Raw genomic sequence first — 26,051 nt, forward strand, 5'->3', positions numbered from 1 at the left:
GGCCGGGGAAGGTCGCCCTCGTCGCCGTCATGCGAAAGATGCTCGTCATCCTCAACGCCATCGCAAGGGACAAAACCGACTGGAGCGGCGCCAAACCCGCTTGACCCCAATCACGGAAGATGCCCGGGACAAGCCCGGGCATGACGGCGGTTGAGGCGTACAGGTCCGCCCCCCGCGCCGCCCCGGCGCACCACACCCCGCCGCCTCAGCCCGCCGTCACCTCGCCGGCGATCCAGGCGAGATAGGCCGGCAGGCCGCCTTCCAGCGGCAGAACGACGATGGCCGGCACGTCGTAGGGATGGGCGGCGCGCACCGCCTCCACCACCTCGGCGGCCCGCTCCGCGGTGGTCTTCAGCATCATCACCGCCTCGGTGCCGCGCTCGATCTGTCCCTCCCAGCGGTAGATGGAGACCATCTCCGGCAGGATGTTGGCGCAGGCGACGAGGCGCGCCTCCACCAGCGTGCGGGCCATCGCCTCGGCCTCCGCGACGCTGGGGAAGGTGGCGTAGACGATGCGCGCGGGCATGGGTTCCTCCGGGCGATGCGCTTGCCCCGCGACCCTACCACCCCTCCCGGCGCCTCGACAGACGGCGGCGGGAGGGCTAGACCGTTCCCGGCCCCTTCCGCTCCCGGCCCGCCGACCGGACGATCCTCCTGACCGACGCACCGATGAGCGAACCCCGTTTCCAGCGCATCGCCTTCGTTTCCAGCCAGACGCCCGAGGCCGACGCCGCGCGCGAGCGCCTCGTCGCCCGCTACGGCATGGTGGCGGAGGAGGAGGCTGACGTGGTGGTCGCCCTCGGTGGCGACGGCCTGATGCTGCAGACCCTGCACCGCTTCCGCGAGCGCGACCTGCCCATCTACGGCATGCACCGCGGCTCGGTGGGCTTCCTGATGAACACCTATCGCGAGGAGGGGCTGGTCGAGCGCCTCACCGCCGCGCAGTCTGTGACCATCCATCCCTTGATGATGGAGGCCGTGACCTCCAGCGGCATGCGCCACCGCGCCCCGGCCTTTAACGAGGTGTCCCTGCTGCGCCAGTCCTATCAGGCGGCGAAGCTGCGCATTTCCATCGATGGCAAGATGCGGCTGGAAGAGCTGATCTGCGACGGCGTCATCGTCGCGACCCCGGCCGGCTCCACCGCCTACAACCTCTCCGCCCACGGGCCGATCCTGCCCCTCGGTACGGCGCTTCTGGCGCTCACCCCCATCTCGCCCTTCCGCCCCCGCCGCTGGCGCGGCGCGCTGGTGCCGGACCGCGCGCGCATCGACATCGCCGTGATGGAGGCCGACAAGCGCCCGGTGAGCGCGGCGGCCGACCATTTCGAGGTGCGCGACATCATCGCCGTCTCCGCCCGGCTCGATACCACCTCCTCCGTGGACATGCTGTTCGACCCCGACCATGGTCTCGACGAACGCATCCTGCGCGAGCAGTTCGTCTACTGACGCCCCGGGCGCCGGCGAGCCATGGTCTTCTCTTCCGTCACCTTCCTGTTCTATTTCCTGCCGGCATTCCTGCTGTGCTACTTCGCGACGCCCGGCGTGCGCGCGAAGAACATGGTGCTGCTCGCCTTCTCGCTGGTGTTCTACGCCTGGGGCGGCCTTCCCAACGTTCTGGTGCTGGCGGCCTCCATCGTCGGCAACTATTTCCTCGCCCTCGCCATCGACGGCCGCAGCGAACGCTGGCGGCTGCGCGTGCTGGGCCTCGCGGTGGCGGCGAACCTTTGCGGCCTCATCGCCTTCAAATATTCCGGCTTCCTGGCGCAGAATTTCAACGTGCTGCTGGCGCCGACGGGCCTCGCGCTGCCGGTGGTGCATCCGGCGCTGCCGCTCGGCATCTCCTTCTTCACCTTCCACGCCATCTCCTACCTCGTGGACGTGTACCGCCGGAAAGCCTCGGCCAACGGGCGGTTCGAGGAGATCGCGGTCTACATCACCATGTTCCCGCAGCTGGTGGCCGGACCCATCGTCCGCTACTCCACCATCCACCGGCGCATCCGCCAGCGGCGCACCACGCTCGGCCGGGTCTCGGCGGGCCTGCGCATCTTCGTCATCGGCCTTTCGTGGAAGGTGCTGATCGCCGACGAGGTGGCGCCCGTGGTCAGCGCGGTGTTCGACCACACCGCCACGCCCAATCTCGGCGAGGCGTGGCTCGGCGTCACCGCCTATGCGCTGCAGATCTATTTCGACTTCGGCGGCTATTCCAACATGGCCATCGGCCTCGCCATCGCCATGGGGCTGAAGTTCCCGCGCAACTTCAACCTGCCCTATGGCGCGCGCTCCATTTCGGATTTCTGGCGCCGCTGGCACATGAGCCTGTCGAGCTGGTTCCGCGACTATCTCTACATCCCGCTGGGCGGCAACCGGCACGGCCACTGGCACACCGCGGCGAATCTCTGGACCGTCTTCCTCCTGTGCGGCCTGTGGCACGGGGCGAGCTGGACCTTCGTGATCTGGGGCGCCCACCACGGCACCTTCCTGGTGCTGGAGCGCACCCGCTTCGGCGCGTGGATGAAGGCGGCGCCGCGCGTGCTCTCCCACCTCTACGTGCTCTTGGTGGTGCTCACCGGCTGGGTCTGGTTCCGCGCCGACAGCCTGCCCCAGGCGCTGGAGCTGTTCCAGGGCCTCGTGGGGATGAACGGCGCCGGCTATCTTTCCACCCAGCTGGAGGTGGAGCTGAAGCCGGTGACGCTGGCCATCCTTGTGCTGGCGTGGCCGCTCGCCATGTTCGGCCTGCCGCGTCCGGGCGGGCGGAGCATGGCACCGAAGATGCGACTCGCCGTGTTCGGCGCTGTGGATAGTCTCGTGGTGTGGGGCCTGTTCGTGCTCTGCGTGCTCTCGGTGGGCGCGGCGACCTATTCGCCGTTCCTGTACTTCCGCTTCTAGATACGGAGGGACGCCATGCCGCTTCTGATGTCCTTCCGCCGCTGGTGGGCGGTGATCTTCTTCGCCATCCTCACCCTGCCCACCATCGGCCTGATCGCCCCGGACCTGCCGGCCCCGCTGCGCACCGTCGCCGCTCCCGAGGCGCGCTGGTGGGAGGACGCGGCGCGCCGGCTCGATCCCTACATCAACAACGTGTTCGGCTTCCGCGGCGCGGTGCTCACCGCCCACCGCTCCTATGTGCGCTTCATCGGCGACACCCAGGGCGACCTCGCGCTGAAGGGCGAGAACGGCTCGCTCTTCCTCAAGGACGAGCACGCGCTGGAGCAGTCGCTGGGCCAATTGGTGCGGCCGGAGGCGGTGACGAGCATCGTCGCGCTCGCCGAGCGCATGAACGCCTACATGACCGCCCATGGCGGGCGCTTCGTGGTGCTCATTCCGCCCAACGGCCACACCACCAATTTCGAGAATTTGCCCGCCTATGCCCGGCGCCTGAAGGTCTCGCCCACCGAGTATGATCTCGTCGCGGAGAAGATGAAGGCGGCCGGCATCACCTTCGTGGACATGCGCCCCATCCTCGCCGAGGCGAAGAAGACCGGGCCGGTGCACTGGCGCTACGACACCCACTGGAACCAGCGCGGCCAGCTCCTCGGCTTCAACGCCGCCATGGCCGCCGCCGGCCGCCCCGATCTGGAAGTGAAGCCGGAGGATGCCCTCGGCCCGCCGGAGCCGCGCCTCACCGGCGATCTGCTGCGGGCGACGGGCGCGCCCCTGCCGAACCCACCGGACGTGATGTTCCCGCCCAAGGGACCGATGGTGGCGCCGAAGGACCCGAAGCTCATCCCCGGCATCTTCAAGCCGGTGCCGGACAACGATCCGTTCCAGCCCTATGCCATCGACACGGGCCATGCCGGCCCGCGCATCATGGTCATCGGCGACAGCTTCTCACAGGGCTCCTGGCGTGGCCTCGGCGTGTCGCAGGCGTCGGCCTATGCCTGGATGCACCACCGCTATTGCCGCTTCGAGATGGGCGCCGTCGAGCGGTTCAAGCCCGACATCCTCATCTACGCGCCCACCGAACGGGCGATGCCCTGCAAGGGTACGCCGGCGGAGTGAGGAGCGTGCCGCTCCATTTTACTGTTGTCATCGCCCGCCTCGTGCGGGCGATCCACCGTTCCGCTTGTGCCGTGGCCGACGTTGGGAACCAGCCACACCGTGGATCGCCCGGACGAGCCGGGCGATGACGGTGCGTAACTGATGCCGCTCAGCCCTTCGCGCGCGCCTTCAGGTCCATGCCGCCGCCCGGCGGGCGCTCGCGCTCGGTCAGTTCATCGACAAAGGAGTAGTCGAGATAGCCGCAGCGGGCGAGGGACTTCATGACCCGCATGTCCACCCGCCCGTCCACGATGGCGGCATCGTCCACATAGACGCCGACGATCTCGCCGATGATCATGTGCTGGTCGGGCAGCGTACCGTCCTTCCCCTTGGGGCGGAAGGTCTCCACATAGACGCATTCGAGCGCGCACGGGCTGGCGGCGACGCGGGGCGGCTTCACGAGGCGCGAGGGCGCACGCTCGAGGCCCACGAGGTCGAACTCGCTCACGTCACGCGGCGCGGGGGCGGAGGTGAGGTTCACCGCGTCGATCAGATCGAGGGTGGCGAGATTGCAGACGAACTCGCCGGTGGCCTCGATGTTGGCGGCGCTGTCCTTGTGGCCGGCCGACGAGAACATCACCAGCGGCGGCGCCTCGCAGATCAGGTTGAAGAAGGAATAGGGCGCGAGGTTCGCCACGCCCTCCGGCGTCAGCGAGGAGATCCAGCCGATGGGGCGGGGCGCCACGATGGCCTTCAGCGGCGAGAAGGGCAGGCCGTGATTGCGCTTGGACGGCTCGTAGAACATTGCGGGGCAGATCCTGATCCGGGAGATTCCGGACCATAGCCGCTCCGCCCGCCGGGCGGCAGCTATACTGATGCATGGTGCGGGGCCTCAGCCCAGCGCCAGCATGGTCGATGTGATGTCCTCCAGCGCCCGCTCGGTCGTCTCCATGCCGGCGGCGATGGCCTCCTTCGCCCGCTGGAACTCGAACAGGCCGATGCGGCCGAGCTTGGGGGAGAGCATCACGTCCGGCGGATCGCCGGCGAGGCGCGAGCGGGCGATGCGGTCCTGGGTGATGTTGAAGGCGTCGATCATGACCGTGGTCAGCCCGCGCGGGCCGTCGCCGGAAGGACCGGCGAAGAACTGTCGCCGCAGCCGGTCGGGGCTGAGGATACCGGCGAGGCCGTCCTTCTTCTCCGCCACCGCCATCTCGGCGACGCGCTCCACCACCCCGCCATGGTCCTGGATGACCGTGCCGCGGCCGAACACGTCGGCATTGAGGTTCACCGCGATCACCATGCGCGCGCCCATGGCGCGGGCGGCGGAGACCGGCACCGGGTTCACCAGCGCCCCGTCCATCAGCCAGCGCCCGCCCACCTTTACCGGCGTGAATATGCCGGGCAGGGCGTAGGAGGCGCGGATGGCGTCCACGAAATCGCCGCGGGTGAGCCAGATCTCGTGGCCCGTGCCCAGCTCCGTCGCGATGGCGGCGAAGACGATGGGCAGGTCCTCGATGGCGATGCCACCCACGTTGCGGCGCATCAGCTCCACCAGCCGGCGCCCGCCGATGAGGCCGGCGGCGCCGAGATTGAAATCGAGCAGGCTCAGCACGTTGCGCTTGGTGAGGCTGAGCGCCCACTCCTCCAGCGTGTCGAGCTTGCCGGCGGCCCAGATGCCGCCCACCACCGCGCCGATGGAGGTGCCCGCCACCACCGAGGGGCGGATGCCGGCGCGGTCCAGCGCCTTCAGCACGCCGATATGGGCAAAGCCCCGCGCCGCCCCGCCGCCGAGCGCAAGGCCGATGGCCGGGCCGTTGGGCACGGACGTGCGCGGCGCCGCGTGCGCCGGCGTGCCGAGATCGGGCGGGCCGGCATCGGGCGGCTGCGACGCGGGATTCTTCGCCTCGGAGGCCGCGGAACTGGAGGCCGCAGAACTGGAGGCCGCAGTTTTGGGGGCGGCCGCTGCGGTGGGGCCGGATCGCCAGTGGAGGGACTGAAACATCGACGCCTCCCGTCGCGCCGCCCGCTTCTGGCGCCGTGGAAGCAGAGCCTCCATCGGCACCGAAGCGTTTCCGGCGCACCGCTACTATGGCGTCACGTTTACTAAGGTCTGGTGTCCGAAGCGTGGCACCCTATGGCACCTCTCGGCGCCGGGCGGCAGAGGGCGCCTCGCCGAAATGGCGGCGGAACTGGCGGTTGAAGGTGGAGAGGTCGCGGAAGCCGGCCTCGAACGCGAGGTCGGAGATGCGCCGGTGGGCGTGGCGCGGATCGTCGAGCATCCGGCGCAGCCATTCCATCCGGAGCCGGGCGACATAAGCGGAGAAGGTCTCGCCGCCTTCCTCGAACAGCACCTGCACATAACGTGCGCTGATGCCGAGCTGGGTTCCGATGGTGGTCGCGGACAGATCGTGGCGGTGGAGGGCGGCCAGGGTCGCGGCCTTGGCGGTGGCGAGGCGCGCGGCCTTCACGGCGCTGCGTCCGGGCGCTTCACGCGGGGGAGCGCTGCGCTTGAGCACCAGCGCGGCGAGTTCAGCGAGCTGCGCGGCCACCAGCCGGCCGCCTTCTTCCGAGCCGACGTGCTGCCGTTCGAGCAGTTCCGCATAGCCGAACATCAGATCGAGCGCCGGATCGCCGGCCGCGAAACGCAGCATGTCGAGGTCGTCGATGTGCGGCACCAGGGTCCGCAGCCGGGCGCGCGAGACCTGCACGGTGCGGAACGTCGTGCTCGACTGGATGTCGGCGGACGAACGCTGGCCGAGGTTCCAGACGCCGGTTTCGCCCGCGCCGACCTCCATCTCGCGGCCGTCCGGCGTGGTGACGCGATAGGCGCGTTCGGAACGGCAGATGGTGAGATCGTCGATGCCGTCCGAGAGCAGCGCGGTCGTCCGGCTCGAGACGATGGCGCTGGTGTGTCCCTGCCCGACCAGGACGCCGGGAAGGTTGAGGAAGTGCCCCGAGATGTGGAAGGGGTCGCCGGAGCTTGGCACAAGGTCGAGGCCGATCAGCACGGGGCCGTAAAAGTCACGGACATAGGCCATCCGCTCCGCTGCCGGCACGTCGGCGGTGTTGAACCGCACGGGTGCAAAGGCACTGGCGTGATCGGGGGGCGTGTCCGCGGCTTTTTCAGCGGCCTGTTCAGCGGCTTGGGGCATCGAAACGGAGCTTGAAATCTGGTCCGATCGGCGACCGGGGTCATCTGTCCCACGTGCCGTCGAAGAGGTTGCGGCAATCGCCTGCCTGAAGCGGGCGACGACTTGCCGTCGCAAAGGAATGCAGGGGAAGCTTTGCCGCGTCAATGTCCCGGGCGCGCGCGGCGCGGTTGTGGCCCGCATTTTCTGCACCGGAAGAGGCGCGTTTCGCGCCTTGCACAGGGGGAGTGCGCGTAATGCCGAGCAACGCGGCCGGGAGTGGCGGATAAGAAGCAGCGGACCACAGTTTCAGCGCTTCCGTCAGGGCGATCGCCTGAAAACCTCCGCGGCCGGTGCAGTGCTTTTTCCGTTGCCGCGTTCTCGCAGGCGGCGGGCCGGCACTGTGCCGGCTATTTCTGTTCAGGCGGCAGTGTCAGTGATCGTGCCAGATCAGTGATCTTGCCCGGTCAGTAATCTTGCCCGGTCAGTGATCGTGCCCGTCGTGGCCCTTGCCGTAGACGGCGGCGGGATCGAAGCGCGGGGTGTCGCCGGTGAAGGCGAGGCGGGTCGCCTCGGAAGGCGCCGCCCCGATGGGCACGGAGCGGTAGAAGCAGGAGCGGCGGCCGGTGTGGCAGGCGGCGCCCGTGCCGCCCATTTCCACCTTGATGACCACCGCATCCTGATCGCAGTCGATCAGCATCTGCCGCACCTTCTGGGTGTGGCCGGAGGTCTCGCCCTTCTTCCAGAGCTTGCCGCGCGAGCGGGAAAAGTAGTGCGCCTCGCCGGTCGCCATGGTGAGGGCGAGGGCCTCCGCATTCATGTGGGCGAGCATCAGCACCTCGCCGGTCTCCGCATCTACGGCGACGCAGGTGACGAGGCCGTTGGCGTCGAAGCGCGGGGAGAGGATGGTGTCCTCCTCCAGCGCGGCGCCCTTGCCGGCGGCGGGGAAGGTGAAGGCGGTGGTTTCGGCACTCATGATCGCTGGGTCACTTTCGCTCGCGTGTCGGGCGCTCCCGCCGAGCAGGAACGCCCTTCTGCGGCGGTCCTGCGTCAGCCTTTGGAGCGCACCAGGGTGATGAAGCGCACCTGCTCGGCCGGATCATCCCGGAAGACGCCGGTGAACTGGGTGGTGAGGGTGGAAACGCCCTGCTTGGTGATGCCGCGCATGGACATGCACATATGCTCGGCCTCGATCATCACCGCCACGCCGCGCGGGCGCAGCCCTTCGTCGAGGGCATTGGTGATCTGCGAGGTCAGGTGCTCCTGCGTCTGCAGCCGGCGGGCGAAGATGTCCACCACCCGCGCGATCTTGGAGAGGCCAACCACCCGCTCCACCGGGAAATAGGCGACATGCGCCTTGCCCACGAACGGCACCATGTGGTGCTCGCAATGGGAATGGAACGGGATGTCGCGCACCAGCACGAAGTCGTCGAAGGTGCCGATCTCGCCGAACGTGCGGTCCAGCAGCTCGTCGGCGTCCTCGCCGTAGCCGGAGAACAGCTCGTCATAGGCCTTCACCACGCGCTTCGGCGTGTCGAGCAGGCCCTCGCGCGCCGGGTCTTCGCCGATATAGGCGAGCAGCGTCTTCACGGCGGCTTCCGCCTCGGCCCGGGTGGGGCGGGGGCTGCCGTCGGAGAGGGGCGGGTGGACCTTGGGGAGGGCAGGGGCACCATCCGGCGCAGGCGCGCGCAGAGCCGCCGCAGCCTTGGCCTTCAGCTGACGCTCCCGCTCCTCGTTCTCGGCCTGCGCCTTGAACAACTTGACTACCGCGTCCATGACCAACTCCGTTCGACCCGCCGCCCCGGAGCCGCGAAGCTGCCGGGAAAGGCGGGAGTGTCACCGGTTGTCGGCTCGCTTGCGCGGTGTCGCTCAAACCGCGCCCCGCCGGACCTGCCGGCGGCGGCTTTGCCGTCCGTTGCAAAAATGAAGGCCCAAAGTCGGGCCCAAGTTCCATGATGGGGCCGAAGGGCCGTTTTCGCAAGGGTGAGGGTGCCCGAATGTCCTGCACAGCGGTTCCATGACACCGCGCGACCAGACGGCACGCGCCGCCTTTGCGTCCGTTCCTCCCGTCTCTATATAAGATCGGAATGCTCGCGCGGCAGGCCTCAGGGCCTCGTTCGCGTCGCCGGATTGGTTCGCCCATGATCAATGACGTCTACAACGCCCGCATCCTCGCCCTCGCCGCCGATATTCCGCGCCTCGGCCGGCTCGCCGCGCCGCAGGCGAGCGCGCGGGCGCATTCCCGGCTGTGCGGCTCCACCGTCACCATCGATCTCGTGATGGACGGGGACACCGTGGCCGACTTCGCCCACGAGGTGCGCGCCTGCGCCCTCGGGCAGGCCTCCTCCTCGCTCATGGCCAGCCACATCATCGGCGCCAGTGCGCAGGAATTGCGCGAGGTGCGCGACACCATGTGGAAGATGCTGCGGGAGAACGGCCCGCCCCCCGCCGGCCGCTGGGAGGGCTTCAAGGTGCTGGAGCCGGTGCGCGACTACAAGGCGCGCCATGCCTCCACCATGCTCACCTTCGACGCGGTGGTGGACGCCATCGGCCAGATCGAGGCCGCCCGCGCCGCGGCGGAGTAGGGTTTAGGGGGCCGCCCATTCCTCCGCCCGCCGCGTCTCGATGGCGGCGATGGCCTCGTCCGCCGCCTGATCGAAGGCGGTTTCGAGCGCCGGATTGACGCCGCGCAGCCCCGCTGCCACCGCCCGCGACCATTCCACATAGGCGCGGGCGCGCGACTGCGGCCAGTCCTCCGGCGGATCGTCGGCGAGGGAGCGCAGGTTGCAGGTCTTGTCGGCGAGCTTCAGCAGCTTGCCGCGCGCCGAGAGGTGCGGCGCGTGCTCCACCTGGAGGCGCTTGCGCTCGACCGAGGTCAGCGCCTTGTCGTCCGTGACTTCCATGACGAGGCCGGCGATGTCCGGGCCGAAGGTGGTGGCGATCTCCTCCGGCGTCACGCTTTGGTCCTCCACCACGTCGTGCAGCAGCGCGGCGGCGACGAGTTCGGGATCAGTGCCTCCCGTCGCCTCGCTCACCAGCAGGGCGACTTCCACGAGGTGGTTCACATATGGCTGCGCCCGCCGGCCCTTCCGCCGCTGGTCGGTGTGGCGCAGGGTCGCGAAGGCGAGCGCGCGCATCACCGTGGACAGGGGCGGGACGGAAGAACCGGGCGGGAAGACATCAGGCATCGTCGATCACCTCGCGCGACAGTATAGCCCCCGAAACGGGAGCCGCGCGGGTCGTCGGGACCAGCTCGGCCCCGACTTCGACATGAAGGCTGGATAGGCGCATTCCGCTCCCCGAGGGTGGCGAATATGGGGCGGCGGGCCATCGAGGCAGGGACAGGGGCGGATATGGCGGCGGATCACGGCGGGCTGGACGAGACGGCGGGGCCGGTGCGCAGGATCGGCGCGCAGCTTGCTCGTGCGCCGCGCCTCGCCTTGCGCGGGCTCATCCTCGTCTATCGCTACACCTTCTCCGCCTTCATGGGCCGGCAGTGCCGCTATCTGCCCACCTGCTCGGAATATGCGGAGGAGGCGGTGATGCGGCACGGCGCGCTGCCCGGCGCGGTGATGGCCACGGCCCGCATCTGCCGCTGCAATCCGTGGGGCGGGCATGGCTATGACCCGGTGCCGAAGTGCCTGCCCACGGGCGGGCGCTGGTACAAGCCGTGGGCCTACGGCATCTGGCGCACGCCGAAGGCGCCGGACGCGGAGGACTGATCCTCGGCGCGGAGGATCAGTTCCGGCGCACCGCCGTGGGCATGGGCGTCGCGGGCATCGCCGGGGTGGGCGCGGCGACCGGGGCGGTCGGTGCCGCTGCCGGGACGGGCTTTGCCGCGGCGCCGGCGTCGGTCATCTTCACCTCGGCCTCCTTGAACATGCGCTCCAGCGCCGCCAGCCGTTCGGCCGAGCGGGGCGAGAGGGTCACCGGCCGCTCGCTGTCGGCGAGGCCGGGCACGTTCAGGGTGGCGGGCGGCTCGTCGAGCTTGGGGATGGGCGTGGTGACGCCGGGGATCGGCTTGATCTCGATGCCCTGGTGGGCATAGGCCATCACCTTCTGCCAGGTCATGGCGGGCAGGGTGCCGCCGGTCATCTTGTTCATCACGGCATAGTCGTCGTTGCCGAACCATACGCCGCAGACATAATTGCCGGTGAAGCCCATGAACCAGGCGTCGCGGTAGGCATTGGTGGTGCCGGTCTTGCCCGCCACCTTGGCGTTGGGCAGGCGGGCGCGGCGGCCGGTGCCGTTCTCCACCACGTTGTTCATCATGTCGTTGATGTCGTAGAGCGCCTGCTGCGGGATGATCTGGACGGGCTTTGGCGCGTCGCGGTCGAAGCGCCAGATCACGTCACCATTGCCGATGCGCATCTCCACCACGGCGTGGGGATAGACGCTCTTGCCGCCGTTCGCGAACACCGAATAGGCGGTGGTGGCGTCGAATAGTGTCACCTCGGCTGCGCCCAGCGGCAGCGGCGCGGAGATGGGCAGCGGCGTGCGGATGCCCATCTGGTGGGCGAGGTCCACGATCTTCTTGCGGCCGAACTTTTCGGCGAGGCGCACCGCCACCGTGTTCAGCGAGTGCTGGAGCGCGGTCTTGAGCGTGATGGAGCCCATGTAGGAGCGGCCATAATTCTGCGGGCACCAGTTGCCGAGGCAGATGGGGGCGTCCTGCACGATGGTGTTCGGCCGGTAGCCGTTCATCAGCGCCACCGTATAGACGTAGGGCTTGAAGGAGGAGCCGGGCTGCCTGAGCGCATCGGTGGCGCGGTTGAACTGGCTCTCGCCATAGTCCCGCCCGCCCACCAGCGCGCGCAGCGTGCCGTTGGGCTCCATCACCACGATGGAGCCCTGCTTCACCTTGTAGTCGCGGCCGAACTCGTTGAGCGAGGACTCCAGCGCCGCGTCCGCAACCTTCTGGATGTTCGGGTCGAGGCCGGTGCGGACGATGAAGTTGCGCTCGATGACGGACGGCGGCAGCTGGTCCACCAGCTTCTTCACCTCGCCGAAGGCATAGTCGAGATAGAAGTCCGGCACCTCGTCGTCGCGGCGGTCCACCGGCGTCGCCGGGTTGCGCCGCGCACCGAACACCTGGCCTTCCGTCATGAAACCGGCCTCGACCAGATTGTCGAGCACGGTGGAGGCGCGGGCGCGGGCGGCGGGCAGATTGATGTGCGGGGCGTATTTGGACGGCGCCTTGAACAGGCCGGCGAGCATGGCCGCCTCGGCGAGGTTCACCTCCTTCACCGACTTGCCGAAATAATAGCGCGCCGCCGCATCCACGCCGTAGGCGCCGCCGCCGAGATAGGCGCGGTCGAGGTACAGCTTCAGGATCTGGCTCTTGGAGAGGCGCGCCTCCAGCCAGATGGCGAGGAAGGCTTCCTTGATCTTGCGCTCGATGGTGCGCTCGTTGGACAGGAACAGGTTCTTGGCGAGCTGCTGGGTGAGCGAGGAGCCGCCCTGCCGCACGCCGCCCGCCTTGGCATTGGTGACGAGGGCGCGGGCCGTGCCGGCGACGTCGATGCCCCAGTGTTCGTAGAAGCGGCGGTCCTCGGTGGCCAGCGTCGCCTTGATGAGGTTGTCCGGAATGTCTTCCAGCGGGATGGTGTCGTTCTGCTTGACGCCGCGCTCGCCGATGGAATTGCCGTAGCGGTCGAGGAAGGTGACGGCGAGCTCGGTGCGCTTCAGCCAGTCGTCGGAGGTCTCGCGAAAGGCCGGCATGGCGAGCGCCAGCATGACCATGGCTCCGGCGACGCCCAGGGTGAAGCCTTCCGAGGCCGCGCCAATGGCCCAGCGCCCCACGCCCGTGACGTTGAACCGCTCGGTGAAGGCGGCATAGGCGGAGAGGATATTGCGCGTGCGGGCGCCGAGGCTGAACAGCGAGCTGTCCAGCAGCGCGTCGAAATCGAGCATCAGCCCGCGCAGGCGCTCGAGAAGGGAAGGACGCTTGCGCTCGGTCACGGTGCGGGCTCTGGTCTTTCTCAACGATGGCCCGATGGCGCCCCCGCGCCGCGACCGGACCTCTGCCCTATATAGCGTCCCCCGGCGGCGGGCGCGAGCCTTCCGCCGCACGCCCTGACATCAAGCGGCGGAACGCTCCGGCAGCTCGAACGTGCCGTCCGGGCTCAGGCGATCGACGATCATCGGCAGGAAGCGCGCCATCAGGCTGGGCAACAGTCCGGCGGGCAGGCCGAAGGCGGCTGCGAGCTCGGCGATGCGGTCCTCGCCCAGCGCGGAGACAATGGCGTCGGCCTCCACCGGGGTGTTCGGCCCCTCGGCGATCCAGCTGTCCAGCGCGTCAGAGAGGCCGCCGGCGCGCAGGGCGTCCGCGAATCCCTCCATGCCGCCGAAGCTGGTGCCGGCCATGGTCCGGTCGATCCAGCCGGGCAGGGCGGCGACCGCCGGGCTGTTCAGCAGGCTGTCGAGCAGCCCGCCCACCGCGCCGGTCTTCCGGATCTGGCTGGTGACACCCGAAACGAGGGCACCGATCATCTGGTCGAACAGGGACATGCCGCCTCCGCAATCTGCGATCACGGACGGCATGGAACACCCGCTCCGGTTAGAACGGCGTGAACGAGCGCGGCCGGTTCAGCCACAGGGGCTCGGGCACGTAGGGCGGCGCCGGCATCCACAGGATGGCCTGCTCCTGCGCGGCGGCGATCTGTGCCCGGCTCATCTTGGTGCGGACCGCATCGCGGATGCGGGTGAAGGTGTCGCGCTCCTGCTTGCCGGCGCGGGCGGCGGCGAGGATCAGCCATTTCTGCGAGAGCACCACGTCGATGGGCACGCCGCGCCCCTTGTCGTAGGCGAGGCCGAGGAGGTATTGCGCGGTGGGGTCGCCCTGTTCGGCGGCGCAGCCGTACCACTGGGCGGCGACCACGAAATCCTGCGGCACGCCTTTCCCGTTCTCATAGAGATAGCCGACCATCCCCTGCGCTTTGGCATCCCCCTGCCACGCGAGGGGAATGAGCAGCGCGGCGGCGGTCACATAGTCGCCCTTGGCATAGGCCGCATAGGCGCGGGACTGGGGGCCGTCCTTGCTTCCCGCGAGGGCCGGCCCGGTGAAGGCCAACGCCAGTGCCAGCGTCAGCGCCAGCATCACCGCGGCGGGGCGGACGGCATTTGAGGGCAGGGTCTCTTCCGGGCGCAAGGTCTCTTCCAGAGGCATGGGTCAGCTCGCCTTGAGGAGGAGGGCGTCGATCATGAAGGCGATCCACACCGACGGCGCGAGGAACAGGCCGAACGGCAGGCGCCCGTCGAAGCGCAGCGCCCGGCCCGTGGCGCGGCGGCGCAGGGCATAGGCGAGGAGCGCGGACAAGGCGGCGATCTCGATGGCGATGGGAATGGCCGTCACCTCCAGCCAGACGCCCGCCAGCACCGCGAGCTTCACATCGCCGAGGCCGAGCCCGTCGCGCCCGCGCAGCGCCCGATATCCCGTGCGCAGGCCGAGGAAGAGCAGGCCGAGGAGGAGGCCGCGCACGCCCGCAGCGATCAACCCCTCCGCCACGTCGTCGGCGGCGAGGGCGACATAGGCGACGCCGAGGGCGATGCCGGCGGCGTTGAGCGCATCGGGAATGAGGAAGTGCCGCGCATCGATGACGGCGATGGCCGCCAGCACCGGCACCAGAGCGGCGAGGGGCAGGCCGGCGGGAAGCCCGGCCACCGCGAGGCTCGCGCCCGTGGCGGCGAGGCAGAGAGCGGCAAGCGCCACCGTCTCGGCCCGGCTGCCGGCGCGCGGCTGGACGCCGAGGCCTCTGGCGACGGGGGCGCGCGGCGTCGGCTCGACCATCGGTTCGCCCGCTGCGGCGTCGGCCATGGCGGGCCTCACCGGTTGATGAGCGGCTGGGGGCCGCCCGGCAGCACGCCCACCGAGCCCTTGAGCTTGGCGCGCAATTCCTCCGCCACCGTGTGGGCATCCATGTTGTCGCGGATGATCTGGGGGCGGATGAAGATGATCAGCTCGGTGCGCTTCACCGTCGTGTCCTTGTGGGCGAAGGCATCGCCCACGCCCGGGATCTGGTCCAGCACCGGCACGCCCTGCCGCACGCCGTCGCTGCGCTCGCTGATGAGGCCGGCGAGCAGCACGGTCTGCCCGCTGGTCACGGCGATGGTGCTCTTGACCCGGCGCTGGGAGACGGTGGGCGTCAGGTTCGAGCCTTCGCTGGCGCTGCCGTTGGCGGTCGGCTGCTTGGTCACGTTGCTGATCTCCTGCTCGATATCGAGCCGGACCTGCCCGTTCACATTCACCCGCGGCGTCACATGCAGGATGATGCCGGTATTCTTGTATTCGATGGTGTTCACCACCGTGTTGGACGAGGTGAGCACGGTGGCGCTGCCGGTGGAGACCGGCACCTCGTCGCCCACCTGAAGGGTCGCCTTCTGGTTGTCCACCACCACCACGGAGGGATTGGACAGCACCTTCACGTCGGTGACGGTGTGCAGGGCGTCGAGGATCATCTTCGGCTGGTTCTCGCGGCCGATCAGCAGGTTGAAGCCGGGCAGAACGCGGTTGATGGCCTGATTGGTGATCTCGCTGGACAGCGTGTTCACCGCCGAGCCGTTGTTGCGGCCGAGGCCCAGATCCTTGCTGGTGAGGAAGAACTGCACGCCATAGGCGAGCTGGTCGTTCAGCGTCACCTCGGCCACGGTCGCCTCGATGGCCACCTGCAGTTGCGGCTGGTCGAGCTGGAGCAGGGTGCGCTCGATGATCCGGTAGTTCTCCTGGCTCGCATAGATGAGCAGGGAGTTGTTCACCTGATCGGCGGTGATCCGCACGCCCGAGAGCAGCGCCCCGCCGCCGCCCGAGGGGCCGGAGCCGGAACCGCCCTGCAGTTCGTTGTCGGTCTCGCCCCGGTTCACGGGCTGGGCGTTCTGGCTCTGGTTCTGCGGCGGCGTCTGGCCGAGGCGCTGCTGCACGGACATGGGACCGTTCGAGCCGCCGCCATTGGACGATGCCGAGGTGCCGGAGCCCGGCGCGATCTGGTTGGAGGCCTGATCCAGCCCCTGCGAGGACGTCCCGTTGAACAGCTCGTTCAGCACCCGCGCCGTCTGCCGGGCCTCGCCGTAGCGCAGGCGATAGACGCGCACGCCCACCGAGCTGTCCGAGCGGTCGAGGCGCTCGATCCAGGTGGCGGCGGTGCGCAGCAGGTCCGGCTTCTTGGCCACCACCATCACCGAGTTCATCCGGTTGATGGCCTGGAACTTCACCATCTTGTGGCTCAGCCCGCCCTCGCCGGCATCAAGCAGCGTCTCCAGCTCGGTGATGAGCGGTTCGGGCGCGCTGTTGCGCAGGGGATAGATGCCCACCGACTGGCCACGCATCCAGTCGGCATCGAAGGAAAGGGCGGTGTTGATGGCCGCCTGCCGCTCCGCCGCCGTGCCTTGGATGAGCAGGACGTTGCGGCCGGGATCCACCCGCACCATGCCGGCCCGGGTGGCGAAGCTGTCGATGACCGGCATCAGGGTCTCGGCAGAGACATACCGCAGCGGCACCACGGAGACGCCATAGCCGGGCTCCGGCCGGGAGGTGCCCACATCGGTGGCGCCGGAGCCGGCGGCCTCGGTGAGCGGCATCAATTGGTAGCCAGACGCGTCCTTCACGAGCGCGATGCCATTGGCGCGCAGCGCGCTCTCCAGCACATAGGCGAGATCGGTACGGGCCACCGGGCGCGCCGAGGACAGGCTGATGGTGCCCTGCACCCTCGGGTCGATGATGACGTTGGCGCCGAGAATGTCGGTGAGCACCACCTTGGCGACGGTGGTCACCGGCGTATTCTCGAAGTTGAGATCGTATCCGCCGTCAGCTCCGCGTTGCGCGGTGCCCGCCGCGCTGACCGTCGTCGGGTCCGCCACCGGCTGCGCGCCGGGGGTGGCGAAATATTCGATGGGCTGACGATTGTCGGACGGTTGTTGCGGCTGCGCCACAGGCTGCATGGGCTTCGGCGACAGGTCGATATTGCGGACCTGATCGAATGTGCTCTGGGGCTTGGTGTCGTCCATGATGCCCGAGCAGCCGGACAGGATCGCGGCGAAGAGGATCGCGCACGTCAATACGAGAGTGCCCGGTCGTGGGCTCGACCGGCCGCGCCAATCCTCAATCACGCATCACCTGAATACTTCCGAACGCAAGAGCCGCGGAATCCGAGAGCCGCTACAAGGGCCGCCGGTCGCAGGAGATGGCCAGACGACCCTTGGCGCGCCTCTCTTAGCGACAGCATGTGACGGATATATAAGGGTTGACGGGCAGTGCTGCCAAGCTTCAGTTAGCTGGCTATCGCCGGTTCGCAGCCGTGTCCGGATGTCGTGACATTGTCATCACGGTGACGCGCGAGCGTCACGGGAGGCGGGAATACCAAGCCGGCGGCCGGGTGCCCCGTGTCGGCATCCTGCTCCGGGCCGACGGCGGACCCGCAAATTGCTTTCCGGGGGCAACCTTCGCCGATGATGCGGCCCATGTTAATAGCAGCCAAGGTCCAGCTGTAGAATAGCGCCGCTGGATTGCACTGCTGGATTTGAATGCTGGCTTTCGGGGGCGCGGGCATGAGCGGGCAGGGGGGCGGCAATTTCCTGAGCTTCCTCGCCGCGAGCGGGCTGGCGCATCCCGCCGGGTCGGGAACCGCCGGCACGCAGGCCCGTCCGCTGCGTCAGGTGTGGGAGGCGAGCGAGCTGACCGCCGGCGATTTCGCCGATGAGGTCGCCCGCTTCTATCGCCTGCCGCGTATCGCCCTGCCGGAGCTGATGGCGGCGCCGTCCCTCGTCTCCCACTTCACCCCGCGCTTCCTGCGCGAGATGACGGTGCTGCCCTTCCGCGCGCCGGACGGCACAGCCTGCCTCGCCGTCGGCGATCCCACCGACGAGACGGTGGTGCGCGCGGCGGAGATCGTGCTGGGGGGCAAGGTGACGCTCGTCGTCGCCTCCTTCGAGGACATCGCCACCGCGCTTGCCGAACGGCTCGGTGCCGATGAAGCCGCCGCCCGCGAGGCCGCCGGTCCCGCCACGGCGCGGGCCGAGGACGACATCGACAGCCTGCGCGACCTCGCCTCCGGCGCGCCGGTGGTGCGGGCGGTGAACGACCTGTTCGACAAGGCCATGGAGCTGCGTGCCAGCGACATCCACATCGGCCCGTTCCGCACCGGGCTTGAGGTGCGCCTGCGCATCGACGGCATGCTGCGGCCCATCCATGCGCTGGCCGATGTGCTGCCGCAGGCGGTCATCTCGCGCATCAAGATCCTCGCCGGCCTCGACATCGCCGAGCGCCGCCTGCCGCAGGACGGCGCCGCGCGCCTGAAGCTCGGGCGGGACGAGATCGACGTGCGCGTCGCCATCATGCCCACCCAGCACGGGGAAAGCGCGGTCATCCGCCTTCTGGCGCGCGATCGCGGCGTGCTTACGGTGGACAAGCTGGGGCTCGCCCCGCACGACCGCGAGACGCTCATGAAGCTGCTCGCGCTGCCCCACGGCATGGTGGTCGTCACCGGCCCCACCGGCTCGGGCAAGACCACCACGCTCGCCACCATCCTGTCGGTGCTCAACGAGCCCACGCGCAAGATCCTCACCATCGAGGACCCGGTGGAATACGAGATCCGCGGCGTGTTCCAGTCGCAGGTGCGCCCGCAGATCGGGCTTACCTTCGCGGCGGCGCTGCGCTCCTTCCTGCGGCAGGACCCGGACGTGATCATGGTCGGCGAGGTGCGCGACCCGGAGACGGCGCACATCGCCGTCCATGCCGCGCTCACCGGCCATCTGGTGCTCACCACGCTCCACACCGACACCGCCGCCGCCTCGGTGCCGCGCCTGCTCGACCTCGGGGTGGAGGGCTTCCTGCTGAAGTCCACGTTGCGCGCGGTGATCGCCCAGCGCCTCGTCCGCCAGCTGTGCGAGCGCTGCAAGCGGCCGCACACCCTGTCCGCCACCGACGTGCGGGACGATCCGCGCTATGTGGCCCTCGGCCTCAAGGCGGGGGAGACGGTGTACGAGCCGGTCGGCTGCGAGCGCTGCGGCGGGGCGGGCTATCGCGGGCGTATCGGCGTGTTCGAGGTGCTGACCCTCTCGGACGACATCCGCGAGATGATCGACCGCCATGCCGGCGCCGCGGCCCTCGACCGCGCCGCCATCGCTGGCGGCATGACCACCATGCTGGACGACGGCGTCGCCAAATGCCGCGCCGGCCTCACCTCGGCCGCCGAGGTGCTGCGCGTGACCACGGTACGCTGACGCCCATGGCCACCTTCTCCTATCGGGCGCTGACCCAGGCCGGGCAGATCGTGAGCGGCGAGATCGCCGCGCCCACCGAGGCCGAGGTGCGCCGCCGCATCGAATTCCTCGGCCTGGTGCCGGTGGAGACGACGCCGCTGAAGGAGAAGAAGGAGAGCGCCTTCGGCTTCACCTTCGGCGCGCCCAAGGCGGAGGATGTCACCCTCTTCACCCGCGACCTCGCCCTTCTGCTGCGCGCGGGGGCGCGGCTCGACGAGGCGCTGGAGCTGCTCACCGGCGACACCGATCTCGGCCGCATGCGCACTGTCGCCCGCAAGATCCGCGCGGATGTGCTCTCCGGCGAAAGCCTCGCGGAGGCGCTGGCGTCTCATCCCACACTGTTCCCGCCGGTTTATGTGGCGCTGGTCAAGGTGGGCGAGGCCTCCGGCACGGTGGACCGGATGCTGGAACTGGTCGCCGCCGAACGCCAGCGGGCCGAGGAGCTGCGCCGCAAGGTGGTGTCGGCGCTGCAATATCCCGCCTTCGTGCTGGTGGCGGCGGGGGGCGTGCTCGTCTTCTTCCTCATGTTCGTGATGCCGCAATTCTCCTCCGTGCTGCGCGACATGGGGGCGAAGCTGGACCCCATGGTGCAGGTGCTGCTGGACCTGTCGGACGGCCTCCAAGCCCACGCCGCGGCGGTGGGCGTCGCTGCGGTGGTGCTGCCGGCCCTCGCCTTCCTCGCATTGCGGCGCAAGGAGGTGCGGGGCGCGGTGACGGGCACGCTGGCGAAACTGCCGCTGGTGCGCACGGTGCTCTTGTTCCGCCGCTCGGCCGTGTTCTGCCGCAACCTCTCCATCCTGCTCGGCAACGGCGTGACGCTCACCGCCGCGCTGCGCATCATCGTGGATGTGATGGCGGCGGGGGAGGAAGCCTCCGTCTGGGCCAAGGCGGCAGACCGGGTGCGCCATGGCGGGCGGCTGTCGGACGCCTTCGCCGAGGGCGACGTGCTGCCGCCCATGGCCATCCGCATGCTGCGCCTCGGCGAGGAGACCGGCCAGCTGGCCCTGCTCTCCGGCCGCATCGCCGATTTCTACGAGGAAAAGCTCCAGCGCGCCCTCGCCAGGGTGGTCGCGGTCATCGGCCCGGCCGCCATCGTCACCATTTCGGTGGTGGTGGGCGGGCTCATCGTCTCGGTCATGACCGCGTTGCTGTCGGTCAGCCAAAGCATCGGGTGACGAAACGTGATTGAAGGTCCCGCCCCCATGACGGCCAACACTGCCCCCTCCCGTTCACGTCGCCGGAAAAAGGAAGGCGGCTACACGCTGGTGGAGCTGCTGGTGGTCATCACCATCATCGGCCTCATCGTCGCCCTCGTGGGGCCGCGGGTGCTGGGCTATCTCGGCGACAGCAAGGTGAAGACGGCGAAGATCCAGATCCAGGGCTTCTCCAGCGCCCTCGACCTCTTCTATCTCGACGCCGGCCGCTATCCCTCCTCCTCGGAAGGGTTGAACGCGCTGGTGCAGCGGCCGGGCAACGTCTCCACCTGGAACGGGCCGTATCTGAAGGGCGGCACCGTGCCCGTCGATCCCTGGGGCAAGGCCTACATCTATCGCGCGCCCGGCCAGCACGGGCCGTTCGACATCGTCTCCCTCGGCTCCGACGGGCAGGAGGGCGGCACCGGCAACGCCGCCGATATCACGAGCTGGGCGCGCTGAGGCGGGGCGAGGCGGATGGCACGCGAGCGGGAGCGCAGGCGCGATCATGAGGCGGGGTTCACCCTGCTTGAGGTCGTCTGCGCCCTCGCCATCGTCGCCGCGCTGGCGACCCTCGCCTTGCCGCGCCTTGCGCCCGGTACCTCGCGGGCGAAGCTCGAATCCCTCGCGGTCGAAGCCGCCGCGCTGCTGAAGGCCGACCGCGCCGCCGCCATCCGCCGGGGCGTGCCGGTGGCGACGGCGGTGGATACGGCCGGCCGGCGCATCACCTCCGGCGCGGCCGGGCGCGTGGTGCGCGTGCCCGGCGACGTGCAGATGGACACGGTGCTGCCCGCGACCTGCGACGGAAGGCCGGCGCGCGCCTCGGTGGAGTTCTTTCCCTCCGGCCTCTCCTGCGGCGGCGTGGTGGCCATGCTCAAGGGCGGGGCGGGCTATGAGGTGCGGGTGAACTGGCTCACCGGAGGCGTCGAGATTGTCCCCCGTGGCCGCTCCTGATCCGCGCGGGCGGCGGCGCACCGCCGGCTTCACCCTCATCGAGGTGCTGGTGGCGCTGGCGGTGGTGGCCGCCTCCCTCGGTGCCATCGCCATGGTGGCGGGCTCCAGCATCCGGGGCACGCGGGCGCTGGAGCGGCGGGTGGCCCTGCTGCAGACCGCCCGCGCGGTGGAGACGGGCATTCCCGGCCGCGATCTTCTCCAGCCCGGCCGCACCGAGGGCGAGATCGCCGGGCACCGCTGGCAGATGGACGTGCAGCCGCTCAAGATCGCCGGCCTGCCGGAAACCGGCCCCTGGACGCCGCTCGATGTGCGCATCCGCGTGCGCGGTCCCGGCGGCGAGATGGTGGCGCTGGAGACGGTGCGCATCGTGCGGAGCCAGCCGCAATGAGCGCCATCGCGTCGTCGCGCCGCCGCAGCGCCGGCTTCAGCCTCATCGAGATCCTGGTGGCGATGACGCTCACCGGCCTCGTGCTCGCCGCCATCGCCATGGTGACGGCGAAATGGCTGCCCGCCTGGCAGCGCGGCCTCGGCCGGGTGCAGCAGAGCGAACTCGTCGCCCTCGCCCTCGACCGCATGGCCGCAGACCTCGCCGCCGCCGCCTTCCTGCCCGTCGTTCGTGGCGGCGCCAAGCCGCTGTTCGACGGATCGGCGGAGCGCGTCGTGTTCGTGCGCGAGGTGCTCGCACCCGGTGCGGCGCGCGGGCTGGAGATCGTCGAACTGGCCCCGGTGCCGGATGGGCGCGGCGTCGCCATGGTCCGCCGCACCGCGCCTTATGCACCGCAGGCGGAAGGGAGCCTGCCGCCCTTCGGTGCCGCGGTGCGGCTGCTGCGCCCGCCGACCCGCGTCACCTTCTCCTATGCCGGACGCGACGGCGTGTGGCACGACGTATGGCGCGGCGAGGAGGAACTGCCGCGCGCCGTACGCATGGTGGTGCGCGAGGGCGGGCGGGCCACCGCCGCGTCCACCGCCGTTTCCATCCGCTCCGATGTGCCGGCCTTCTGCGCCGCCGATGTCACCAAGCCGGTGTGCGGATCATCGGTCGGCTTCAGCGGATCGCAGGCGAAAGCCGTCTCGGGTGCAGGGGCGAATAGCGGGGGGGGCGCGCAATGACGGGCGTCCGCCTCACGCGCGCCGGGCCAGGGACGGAGCGCGGCTTCATCCTGGTAACGGTGCTGTGGATTCTCGCGGCGCTCGCCGCCTTCACCGCGGTCTATGCGGTCTATGTGTCCGACACGGCGTCCGCCTCCGCGGTGCGGGCGGAAACGCTGCGCGCGGACGGGATGGTGGTCGCGGCGGTGGAGCTGGCGGCGCTGCGCCTGCTCTCCGTGCCGGCGCAGGACCGGCCCATCAGCGGCGAGGTGCGGTTCCGCATGGGCGAGGCCAACGTCTCCGCCCGCTTCGCCGACGAGGCCGCCCGCATCGATCTCAATTCGGCCGCGCCGACGGTGCTGGCCGGCCTGTTCCAGGTGCTCGGCGTGCCCGAGCAGGCGGCGAAAACCTACGCCGCGAGCATCGCCGCATGGCGGACCCCGCCCCGGGGCAGCAGCGCCGGCGCGGGCGGCGCGACTTCGGTCAGCAGGACGTCCGCTCTGGGCGACGATGAGGCTGCGAAAGGCCAGGGCGCCTTCGCCCATGCGGCGGAGCTGGCCCGCGTGCCCGGCCTGCCGGCCGATGTGGTCGCGGCGGCGCTGCCCCATCTCACGGTCTATGCCGGGCGGCGGGAGGTCAATCCCGAACTGGCGGGGCCGGTGGTGCGGGCGGCGCTGGCGAAGGCGGGGCAGGGGATGAACGATATCGACAACGCCACGTTCGCGACGGCCGGCGAGACCTCCGGCGAGGACAAGTCCGGCGGTGACAAGGCAGGCGGCGACGGAACCGCCATCGCCGGCGCCTCCGGCCTCACCACGGTGGCCGGCGACACGGCGCGCGTGACGGTGCGCGTCGCCTTCGACAATGGCCGCAAGCAGGGCGCCGAAGCGGTGATCCTGCTGCGGGATTTCGGGATGGACCCCTACCGCGTGCTCCTCTGGCGCGACCTCTCCTGGCGCGAGCTGGCCGACCTGGATGCGGCGACCGCCGCGCGGCGCAAGACGACGGGAGGACGGCCATGAGCATGATGCCCGGCGCGCCCGACGCGTCTCTGGTGACGCGCTTCATCGATGGCTTCTCGGCCTTCATCGACCTGACGGCGACGGCCGTGGACACCGCCATCGCCAGCGGCCGGGCGCGCCTCGGCCGGCTGCGCGCGGTGCGCATCGAGGAGGGGGAAGACGGCGCCTTCCACCTGCCCGGCGTTGCCCCGTTCCATCCCGATCCCGGCGAAATGGCGCGCGCCATGTCGCCGGAGGTGACGGCCGCATTGAAGGGCCGGGAGGTGGAGCTGGCGCTTGATCCCGCCCGCTTCCTGTTCCGCCCGCTCGATCTGCCCGAGGGGGCGAGGCCCTATCTCGACGGCATCGTCCGGGCGCAGATCGACCGGCTTACACCGTGGAGCGCCGTCGAGGCCGCCTTCGGCTGGACCGCGCCCGAGCCCCTCGGTGACGGTCGCATCCGCCTGATGGTGGCCGCCACGCCCCGCGCCCGTCTCGCCCCCGCCCTCGATGCGCTCAAGGGGCTGGGCGTGGGCCATCTTCTGCTGACCACGCGCCAAGGGGAAGGCGCGCCCATCATCGTCCACGCCGGCGCCTCCGGCGAAGGCGCGGGCACGGCGCGGCTCAAACAGGCGCTGCTCGGCGTGCTTGCGGCTGCGGCCCTTGCGGCGACGCTGGCCTCCGGTGTGTCCGGCTTCCTCGGCGGCAGCCTCGACGAGGAGCAGCAGACGCTGGATCAGGCCATCGCGGCCCGCCGCCGCGCCATCGCCGCCGCCCGCGACGGGCTGGGCGCGGAGGGGGCGGCCCTGCGCGGTCTGGAGAAGGCGAAGCGGGAGCATGCGCCCACCGTACTCGTGCTGGAGGCGCTGTCGCAGGTGCTGCCGGACCATACCTATCTGACGGCGCTGACCGTCCAGAACGGCAAGGTGGAACTGACCGGCGTCTCGCGGGAGGCGCCGTCCCTCGTGCGGTTGCTGGAGGAGTCGAAGCACTTCTCCGCCGCCACCTTCGTCGCCCCCACCACCCGCCAGCCGGGGGATGCGGGCGAGCGCTTCCAGATCCAGGCCGACATCACTTTGCCGTTCGAGGTGAGCCAGTGACCCCCGCCGCGCCCGCCCGTTCCCGCCGCACGCTGGCGCTGGCCGCGCTCGGCTACGGTGCGCTGGTCGCGGTCCTGCTGGCCGTCGCGTTCGGAGAGGTGGCTGACATGCTCGCCAAGCGCGCGGCGGTGGCGGAGGCGCAGGACCTGCTCGACCGGCTGGAGGGACGCAGGCCCCCGAGGCCCGGCGCCGCCGGTGCCGAGGAGCGCGGCTCCCCCTTCCTCGAAGGCGCGAGCGTGACGGTGGCTGGCGCCGCGCTGGCCGAGCGCGTCGCCGCCGCGGCCGATGCGGCCGGCGGGCATCTCGTCTCCTCCAGCGTGGAGCTGGGCGCCTCGCCGCTCGGCCCGGGCTTCGTGGCGGTGGCCGCGACCGTCGATATCGGGCAGGAGGATTTGCAGAACCTGCTATATGATATCGAAAGCGGCCAGCCCTTCCTGTTCATCGACCCGCTCGTGGTCCAGGCGCAGGGGCAGGGTGCCGCTTTGGGGCAGCTGGACACGGAAGGGACCGAGGGACGGATGCAGGGGGATGGCGCGGAAGCACGGGGGCAGGAGGGGCGCATCCAGGTGATGCTCACCGTCCATGGCCGCTGGCGGGGGGCGCGATGATCGCGACAGCTCAGACTCCCGCGCGCCCTTTGCCCGCGCGCCGCTTCTGCCGGCTCCCCCTCGTCGTGGCGGGCCTGATCGCCGGCATTGCGGCGGCCTCGGCCGAGGTGGAAGCCCCCGTGCCGCAGGTGGACTTCGTTGTCCCCGGCCAGCCCTCCACCCGCGCGGCGACGGCTCCGGCCGATCGCGAGCGGGGAAATCCCCTGTGGACCGTTCCCATCGAAAGCCTCTCGGCGACCCGCGATCGCCCGCTGTTCACGCCATCCCGCCGTCCGCCCGAGCAGCCTGTCGCCCTTGCGCCGCCGCCGCTCCCCTCCGCTCCCCCCGCTGCCGTCTCGCCACGGCCGCAACTGGCGCTGATGGGCACTGTGGTGAGCACGGCGGGCAGCATCGGCATCTTCACGGATCAGGCGAGCGGGCAGATCGTGCGCCTGAAGGTGGGCGATGCCCATGGCGGCTGGACCCTGCGCAGCGTCGGCCCGCGCGACGCGGTGCTGCACACGGGCGCCGACACCGTGACGCTCGCCCTGCCGGTCCCCGGCAAGGGCAGTCCCCAGCCGCCGCGCGGGTCCGAGGGTCCGTTCGCCGCCGCGCAGGTGGGCGGGGCGAAGCCCGTCGCCGGGCAGGTGGTGGTGCCGCGCCGCACCAGGCCGTCGCCGGCGGATCTCGATTCCAGCCACTGAGCGTGCGGCGCGTTTAGACGACCGAAACGTCATCGTCGGGTCATGGCCCATGGGGAAAGTGCGCC

General features: G+C 70.1%; 27 protein-coding genes. 15 read left to right on the forward strand and 12 right to left on the reverse strand.

What is annotated here, in order from left to right; all coding sequences use genetic code 11:
* Positions 1 to 205: 205 nt before the first annotated feature.
* Complete coding sequence (gene cutA / locus EJ105_RS22240) at positions 206 to 526, reverse strand: divalent-cation tolerance protein CutA (RefSeq protein WP_250168059.1); 321 nt, start codon at positions 524 to 526, stop codon at positions 206 to 208.
* Between the two features lie 143 nt (positions 527 to 669).
* Here cutA and EJ105_RS22245 point away from each other — a divergent pair, with 143 nt between their 5' ends.
* The 3 genes from EJ105_RS22245 to EJ105_RS22255 are packed head-to-tail and all read left to right on the forward strand — an operon-like array spanning position 670 to position 3,999.
* Positions 670 to 1,446 (forward strand): NAD kinase, encoded by a 777-nt coding sequence (locus EJ105_RS22245; protein WP_250168060.1) that lies wholly within the window; start codon positions 670 to 672, stop codon positions 1,444 to 1,446.
* A gap of 21 nt (positions 1,447 to 1,467) precedes the next feature.
* Entirely contained in the window at positions 1,468 to 2,886 is a 1,419-nt protein-coding gene (locus EJ105_RS22250) for an MBOAT family O-acyltransferase (protein WP_250168061.1), read from the forward strand.
* 15 nt (positions 2,887 to 2,901) lie between these two features.
* A complete protein-coding gene (locus EJ105_RS22255) occupies positions 2,902 to 3,999 on the forward strand; it encodes an alginate O-acetyltransferase AlgX-related protein (RefSeq protein WP_250168062.1) in 1,098 nt (365 codons plus the stop codon).
* 148 nt (positions 4,000 to 4,147) lie between these two features.
* On the opposite strand, the gene EJ105_RS22260 is transcribed toward EJ105_RS22255, so the two are convergent.
* The 5 genes from EJ105_RS22260 to folE all read right to left on the reverse strand — a co-directional run bounded on the left by EJ105_RS22260 (position 4,148) and on the right by folE (position 8,882).
* Positions 4,148 to 4,783, reverse strand: a complete 636-nt coding sequence (locus EJ105_RS22260) for a flavin reductase family protein (protein WP_250168063.1) — start codon at positions 4,781 to 4,783, stop codon at positions 4,148 to 4,150.
* A gap of 87 nt (positions 4,784 to 4,870) precedes the next feature.
* On the reverse strand, positions 4,871 to 5,980 hold the full coding sequence (locus EJ105_RS22265; RefSeq protein ID WP_250168064.1) for a patatin-like phospholipase family protein: 1,110 nt from the start codon (positions 5,978 to 5,980) through the stop codon (positions 4,871 to 4,873).
* A gap of 130 nt (positions 5,981 to 6,110) precedes the next feature.
* Complete coding sequence (locus EJ105_RS22270) at positions 6,111 to 7,016, reverse strand: AraC family transcriptional regulator (protein WP_250168065.1); 906 nt, start codon at positions 7,014 to 7,016, stop codon at positions 6,111 to 6,113.
* A gap of 574 nt (positions 7,017 to 7,590) precedes the next feature.
* On the reverse strand, positions 7,591 to 8,082 hold the full coding sequence (gene hisI / locus EJ105_RS22275; RefSeq protein WP_250168066.1) for a phosphoribosyl-AMP cyclohydrolase: 492 nt from the start codon (positions 8,080 to 8,082) through the stop codon (positions 7,591 to 7,593).
* A 74-nt stretch (positions 8,083 to 8,156) separates the two neighbouring features.
* On the reverse strand, positions 8,157 to 8,882 hold the full coding sequence (gene folE, locus EJ105_RS22280; RefSeq protein ID WP_029559033.1) for a GTP cyclohydrolase I FolE: 726 nt from the start codon (positions 8,880 to 8,882) through the stop codon (positions 8,157 to 8,159).
* 365 nt (positions 8,883 to 9,247) lie between these two features.
* Between folE and EJ105_RS22285 the strand changes: the two genes are divergently transcribed.
* Positions 9,248 to 9,691 (forward strand): iron-sulfur cluster assembly scaffold protein, encoded by a 444-nt coding sequence (locus tag EJ105_RS22285; protein ID WP_250168067.1) that lies wholly within the window; start codon positions 9,248 to 9,250, stop codon positions 9,689 to 9,691.
* Positions 9,692 to 9,694: 3 nt separating this feature from the next.
* Here EJ105_RS22285 and EJ105_RS22290 read toward each other — a convergent pair whose 3' ends face one another.
* Positions 9,695 to 10,294: an HD domain-containing protein gene (locus EJ105_RS22290; RefSeq protein WP_250168068.1), complete on the reverse strand. Its 600-nt coding sequence runs from the start codon at positions 10,292 to 10,294 to the stop codon at positions 9,695 to 9,697.
* 165 nt (positions 10,295 to 10,459) lie between these two features.
* On the opposite strand from EJ105_RS22290, the gene yidD reads away from it, so the two are divergent.
* On the forward strand, positions 10,460 to 10,828 hold the full coding sequence (yidD, locus tag EJ105_RS27880) for a membrane protein insertion efficiency factor YidD (RefSeq protein WP_284145593.1): 369 nt from the start codon (positions 10,460 to 10,462) through the stop codon (positions 10,826 to 10,828).
* 16 nt (positions 10,829 to 10,844) lie between these two features.
* On the opposite strand, the gene EJ105_RS22300 is transcribed toward yidD, so the two are convergent.
* From EJ105_RS22300 to gspD, 5 genes are all read right to left on the reverse strand, one after another.
* Positions 10,845 to 13,019, reverse strand: coding sequence for a transglycosylase domain-containing protein (locus EJ105_RS22300; RefSeq protein WP_250168118.1), 2,175 nt, complete (start codon positions 13,017 to 13,019; stop codon positions 10,845 to 10,847).
* 168 nt (positions 13,020 to 13,187) lie between these two features.
* Positions 13,188 to 13,616: a YidB family protein gene (locus EJ105_RS22305; protein WP_250168069.1), complete on the reverse strand. Its 429-nt coding sequence runs from the start codon at positions 13,614 to 13,616 to the stop codon at positions 13,188 to 13,190.
* A gap of 49 nt (positions 13,617 to 13,665) precedes the next feature.
* Positions 13,666 to 14,274 carry a tetratricopeptide repeat protein gene (locus EJ105_RS22310; RefSeq protein ID WP_250168070.1) on the reverse strand — a complete coding sequence of 203 codons (609 nt, stop codon included), beginning with the start codon at positions 14,272 to 14,274 and terminating at the stop codon, positions 13,666 to 13,668.
* 3 nt (positions 14,275 to 14,277) lie between these two features.
* Positions 14,278 to 14,922 (reverse strand): prepilin peptidase, encoded by a 645-nt coding sequence (locus tag EJ105_RS22315; protein ID WP_250168071.1) that lies wholly within the window; start codon positions 14,920 to 14,922, stop codon positions 14,278 to 14,280.
* A gap of 8 nt (positions 14,923 to 14,930) precedes the next feature.
* Positions 14,931 to 17,105, reverse strand: a complete 2,175-nt coding sequence (gspD, locus tag EJ105_RS22320) for a type II secretion system secretin GspD (protein WP_250168119.1) — start codon at positions 17,103 to 17,105, stop codon at positions 14,931 to 14,933.
* Positions 17,106 to 17,645: 540 nt separating this feature from the next.
* Between gspD and EJ105_RS22325 the strand changes: the two genes are divergently transcribed.
* Genes EJ105_RS22325 through EJ105_RS22370 form a run of 10 tightly spaced genes read left to right on the forward strand, consistent with a single transcriptional unit; the run spans position 17,646 to position 25,986 of the window.
* Positions 17,646 to 19,319, forward strand: coding sequence for a GspE/PulE family protein (locus tag EJ105_RS22325; RefSeq protein WP_250168072.1), 1,674 nt, complete (start codon positions 17,646 to 17,648; stop codon positions 19,317 to 19,319).
* Positions 19,320 to 19,324: 5 nt separating this feature from the next.
* The gene (locus tag EJ105_RS22330) at positions 19,325 to 20,533 is read left to right on the forward strand and encodes a type II secretion system F family protein (RefSeq protein ID WP_250168073.1); all 1,209 of its coding nucleotides are present in this window, start codon (positions 19,325 to 19,327) and stop codon (positions 20,531 to 20,533) included.
* Positions 20,534 to 20,560: 27 nt separating this feature from the next.
* Positions 20,561 to 21,013 (forward strand): type II secretion system major pseudopilin GspG, encoded by a 453-nt coding sequence (gene gspG / locus EJ105_RS22335; RefSeq protein WP_029559023.1) that lies wholly within the window; start codon positions 20,561 to 20,563, stop codon positions 21,011 to 21,013.
* A 15-nt stretch (positions 21,014 to 21,028) separates the two neighbouring features.
* On the forward strand, positions 21,029 to 21,505 hold the full coding sequence (locus EJ105_RS22340) for a prepilin-type N-terminal cleavage/methylation domain-containing protein (RefSeq protein ID WP_250168074.1): 477 nt from the start codon (positions 21,029 to 21,031) through the stop codon (positions 21,503 to 21,505).
* A complete protein-coding gene (locus EJ105_RS22345; protein WP_229646160.1) occupies positions 21,492 to 21,893 on the forward strand; it encodes a prepilin-type N-terminal cleavage/methylation domain-containing protein in 402 nt (133 codons plus the stop codon). Before EJ105_RS22340 ends, EJ105_RS22345 begins: the two co-directional genes overlap by 14 nt.
* Positions 21,890 to 22,615 (forward strand): PulJ/GspJ family protein, encoded by a 726-nt coding sequence (locus tag EJ105_RS22350; RefSeq protein WP_250168075.1) that lies wholly within the window; start codon positions 21,890 to 21,892, stop codon positions 22,613 to 22,615. The genes EJ105_RS22345 and EJ105_RS22350 overlap by 4 nt, the downstream gene beginning before the upstream one ends.
* Positions 22,612 to 23,616 carry a type II secretion system minor pseudopilin gene (locus EJ105_RS22355; RefSeq protein WP_250168076.1) on the forward strand — a complete coding sequence of 335 codons (1,005 nt, stop codon included), beginning with the start codon at positions 22,612 to 22,614 and terminating at the stop codon, positions 23,614 to 23,616. The genes EJ105_RS22350 and EJ105_RS22355 overlap by 4 nt, the downstream gene beginning before the upstream one ends.
* A complete protein-coding gene (locus EJ105_RS22360; protein WP_250168077.1) occupies positions 23,613 to 24,695 on the forward strand; it encodes a PilN domain-containing protein in 1,083 nt (360 codons plus the stop codon). The genes EJ105_RS22355 and EJ105_RS22360 overlap by 4 nt, the downstream gene beginning before the upstream one ends.
* Positions 24,692 to 25,303, forward strand: coding sequence for a type II secretion system protein GspM (gene gspM / locus EJ105_RS22365; RefSeq protein WP_024278370.1), 612 nt, complete (start codon positions 24,692 to 24,694; stop codon positions 25,301 to 25,303). Before EJ105_RS22360 ends, gspM begins: the two co-directional genes overlap by 4 nt.
* Positions 25,300 to 25,986 carry a general secretion pathway protein GspN gene (locus tag EJ105_RS22370; protein ID WP_250168078.1) on the forward strand — a complete coding sequence of 229 codons (687 nt, stop codon included), beginning with the start codon at positions 25,300 to 25,302 and terminating at the stop codon, positions 25,984 to 25,986. The genes gspM and EJ105_RS22370 overlap by 4 nt, the downstream gene beginning before the upstream one ends.
* Positions 25,987 to 26,051 lie beyond the last annotated feature (65 nt).

The organism is Xanthobacter aminoxidans (genome assembly GCF_023571765.1).
GTDB lineage: Bacteria > Pseudomonadota > Alphaproteobacteria > Rhizobiales > Xanthobacteraceae > Xanthobacter > Xanthobacter aminoxidans.

What these genes read in the sequence shown, in the direction of transcription:
- EJ105_RS22255 (WP_250168062.1), top strand. Translation starts at nt 2,902, where the DNA reads ATGCCGCTTCTGATGTCCTTCCGCCGCTGGTGGGCGGTGATCTTCTTC.
- EJ105_RS22340 (WP_250168074.1), top strand. Translation starts at nt 21,029, where the DNA reads ATGGCACGCGAGCGGGAGCGCAGGCGCGATCATGAGGCGGGGTTCACC.
- EJ105_RS22325 (WP_250168072.1), top strand. Translation starts at nt 17,646, where the DNA reads ATGAGCGGGCAGGGGGGCGGCAATTTCCTGAGCTTCCTCGCCGCGAGC.
- EJ105_RS22290 (WP_250168068.1), bottom strand. Translation starts at nt 10,294, where the DNA reads ATGCCTGATGTCTTCCCGCCCGGTTCTTCCGTCCCGCCCCTGTCCACG.
- EJ105_RS22355 (WP_250168076.1), top strand. Translation starts at nt 22,612, where the DNA reads ATGACGGGCGTCCGCCTCACGCGCGCCGGGCCAGGGACGGAGCGCGGC.
- yidD (WP_284145593.1), top strand. Translation starts at nt 10,460, where the DNA reads ATGGCGGCGGATCACGGCGGGCTGGACGAGACGGCGGGGCCGGTGCGC.
- hisI (WP_250168066.1), bottom strand. Translation starts at nt 8,082, where the DNA reads ATGAGTGCCGAAACCACCGCCTTCACCTTCCCCGCCGCCGGCAAGGGC.
- gspG (WP_029559023.1), top strand. Translation starts at nt 20,561, where the DNA reads ATGACGGCCAACACTGCCCCCTCCCGTTCACGTCGCCGGAAAAAGGAA.
- EJ105_RS22265 (WP_250168064.1), bottom strand. Translation starts at nt 5,980, where the DNA reads ATGTTTCAGTCCCTCCACTGGCGATCCGGCCCCACCGCAGCGGCCGCC.
- EJ105_RS22370 (WP_250168078.1), top strand. Translation starts at nt 25,300, where the DNA reads ATGATCGCGACAGCTCAGACTCCCGCGCGCCCTTTGCCCGCGCGCCGC.
- EJ105_RS22305 (WP_250168069.1), bottom strand. Translation starts at nt 13,616, where the DNA reads ATGTCCCTGTTCGACCAGATGATCGGTGCCCTCGTTTCGGGTGTCACC.
- EJ105_RS22300 (WP_250168118.1), bottom strand. Translation starts at nt 13,019, where the DNA reads ATGCTCGATTTCGACGCGCTGCTGGACAGCTCGCTGTTCAGCCTCGGC.
- EJ105_RS22315 (WP_250168071.1), bottom strand. Translation starts at nt 14,922, where the DNA reads ATGGCCGACGCCGCAGCGGGCGAACCGATGGTCGAGCCGACGCCGCGC.
- EJ105_RS22350 (WP_250168075.1), top strand. Translation starts at nt 21,890, where the DNA reads ATGAGCGCCATCGCGTCGTCGCGCCGCCGCAGCGCCGGCTTCAGCCTC.
- EJ105_RS22330 (WP_250168073.1), top strand. Translation starts at nt 19,325, where the DNA reads ATGGCCACCTTCTCCTATCGGGCGCTGACCCAGGCCGGGCAGATCGTG.
- EJ105_RS22260 (WP_250168063.1), bottom strand. Translation starts at nt 4,783, where the DNA reads ATGTTCTACGAGCCGTCCAAGCGCAATCACGGCCTGCCCTTCTCGCCG.
- EJ105_RS22360 (WP_250168077.1), top strand. Translation starts at nt 23,613, where the DNA reads ATGAGCATGATGCCCGGCGCGCCCGACGCGTCTCTGGTGACGCGCTTC.
- folE (WP_029559033.1), bottom strand. Translation starts at nt 8,882, where the DNA reads ATGGACGCGGTAGTCAAGTTGTTCAAGGCGCAGGCCGAGAACGAGGAG.
- gspD (WP_250168119.1), bottom strand. Translation starts at nt 17,105, where the DNA reads ATGGACGACACCAAGCCCCAGAGCACATTCGATCAGGTCCGCAATATC.
- cutA (WP_250168059.1), bottom strand. Translation starts at nt 526, where the DNA reads ATGCCCGCGCGCATCGTCTACGCCACCTTCCCCAGCGTCGCGGAGGCC.
- EJ105_RS22285 (WP_250168067.1), top strand. Translation starts at nt 9,248, where the DNA reads ATGATCAATGACGTCTACAACGCCCGCATCCTCGCCCTCGCCGCCGAT.
- EJ105_RS22310 (WP_250168070.1), bottom strand. Translation starts at nt 14,274, where the DNA reads ATGCCTCTGGAAGAGACCTTGCGCCCGGAAGAGACCCTGCCCTCAAAT.
- EJ105_RS22245 (WP_250168060.1), top strand. Translation starts at nt 670, where the DNA reads ATGAGCGAACCCCGTTTCCAGCGCATCGCCTTCGTTTCCAGCCAGACG.
- EJ105_RS22270 (WP_250168065.1), bottom strand. Translation starts at nt 7,016, where the DNA reads ATGGCCTATGTCCGTGACTTTTACGGCCCCGTGCTGATCGGCCTCGAC.
- EJ105_RS22250 (WP_250168061.1), top strand. Translation starts at nt 1,468, where the DNA reads ATGGTCTTCTCTTCCGTCACCTTCCTGTTCTATTTCCTGCCGGCATTC.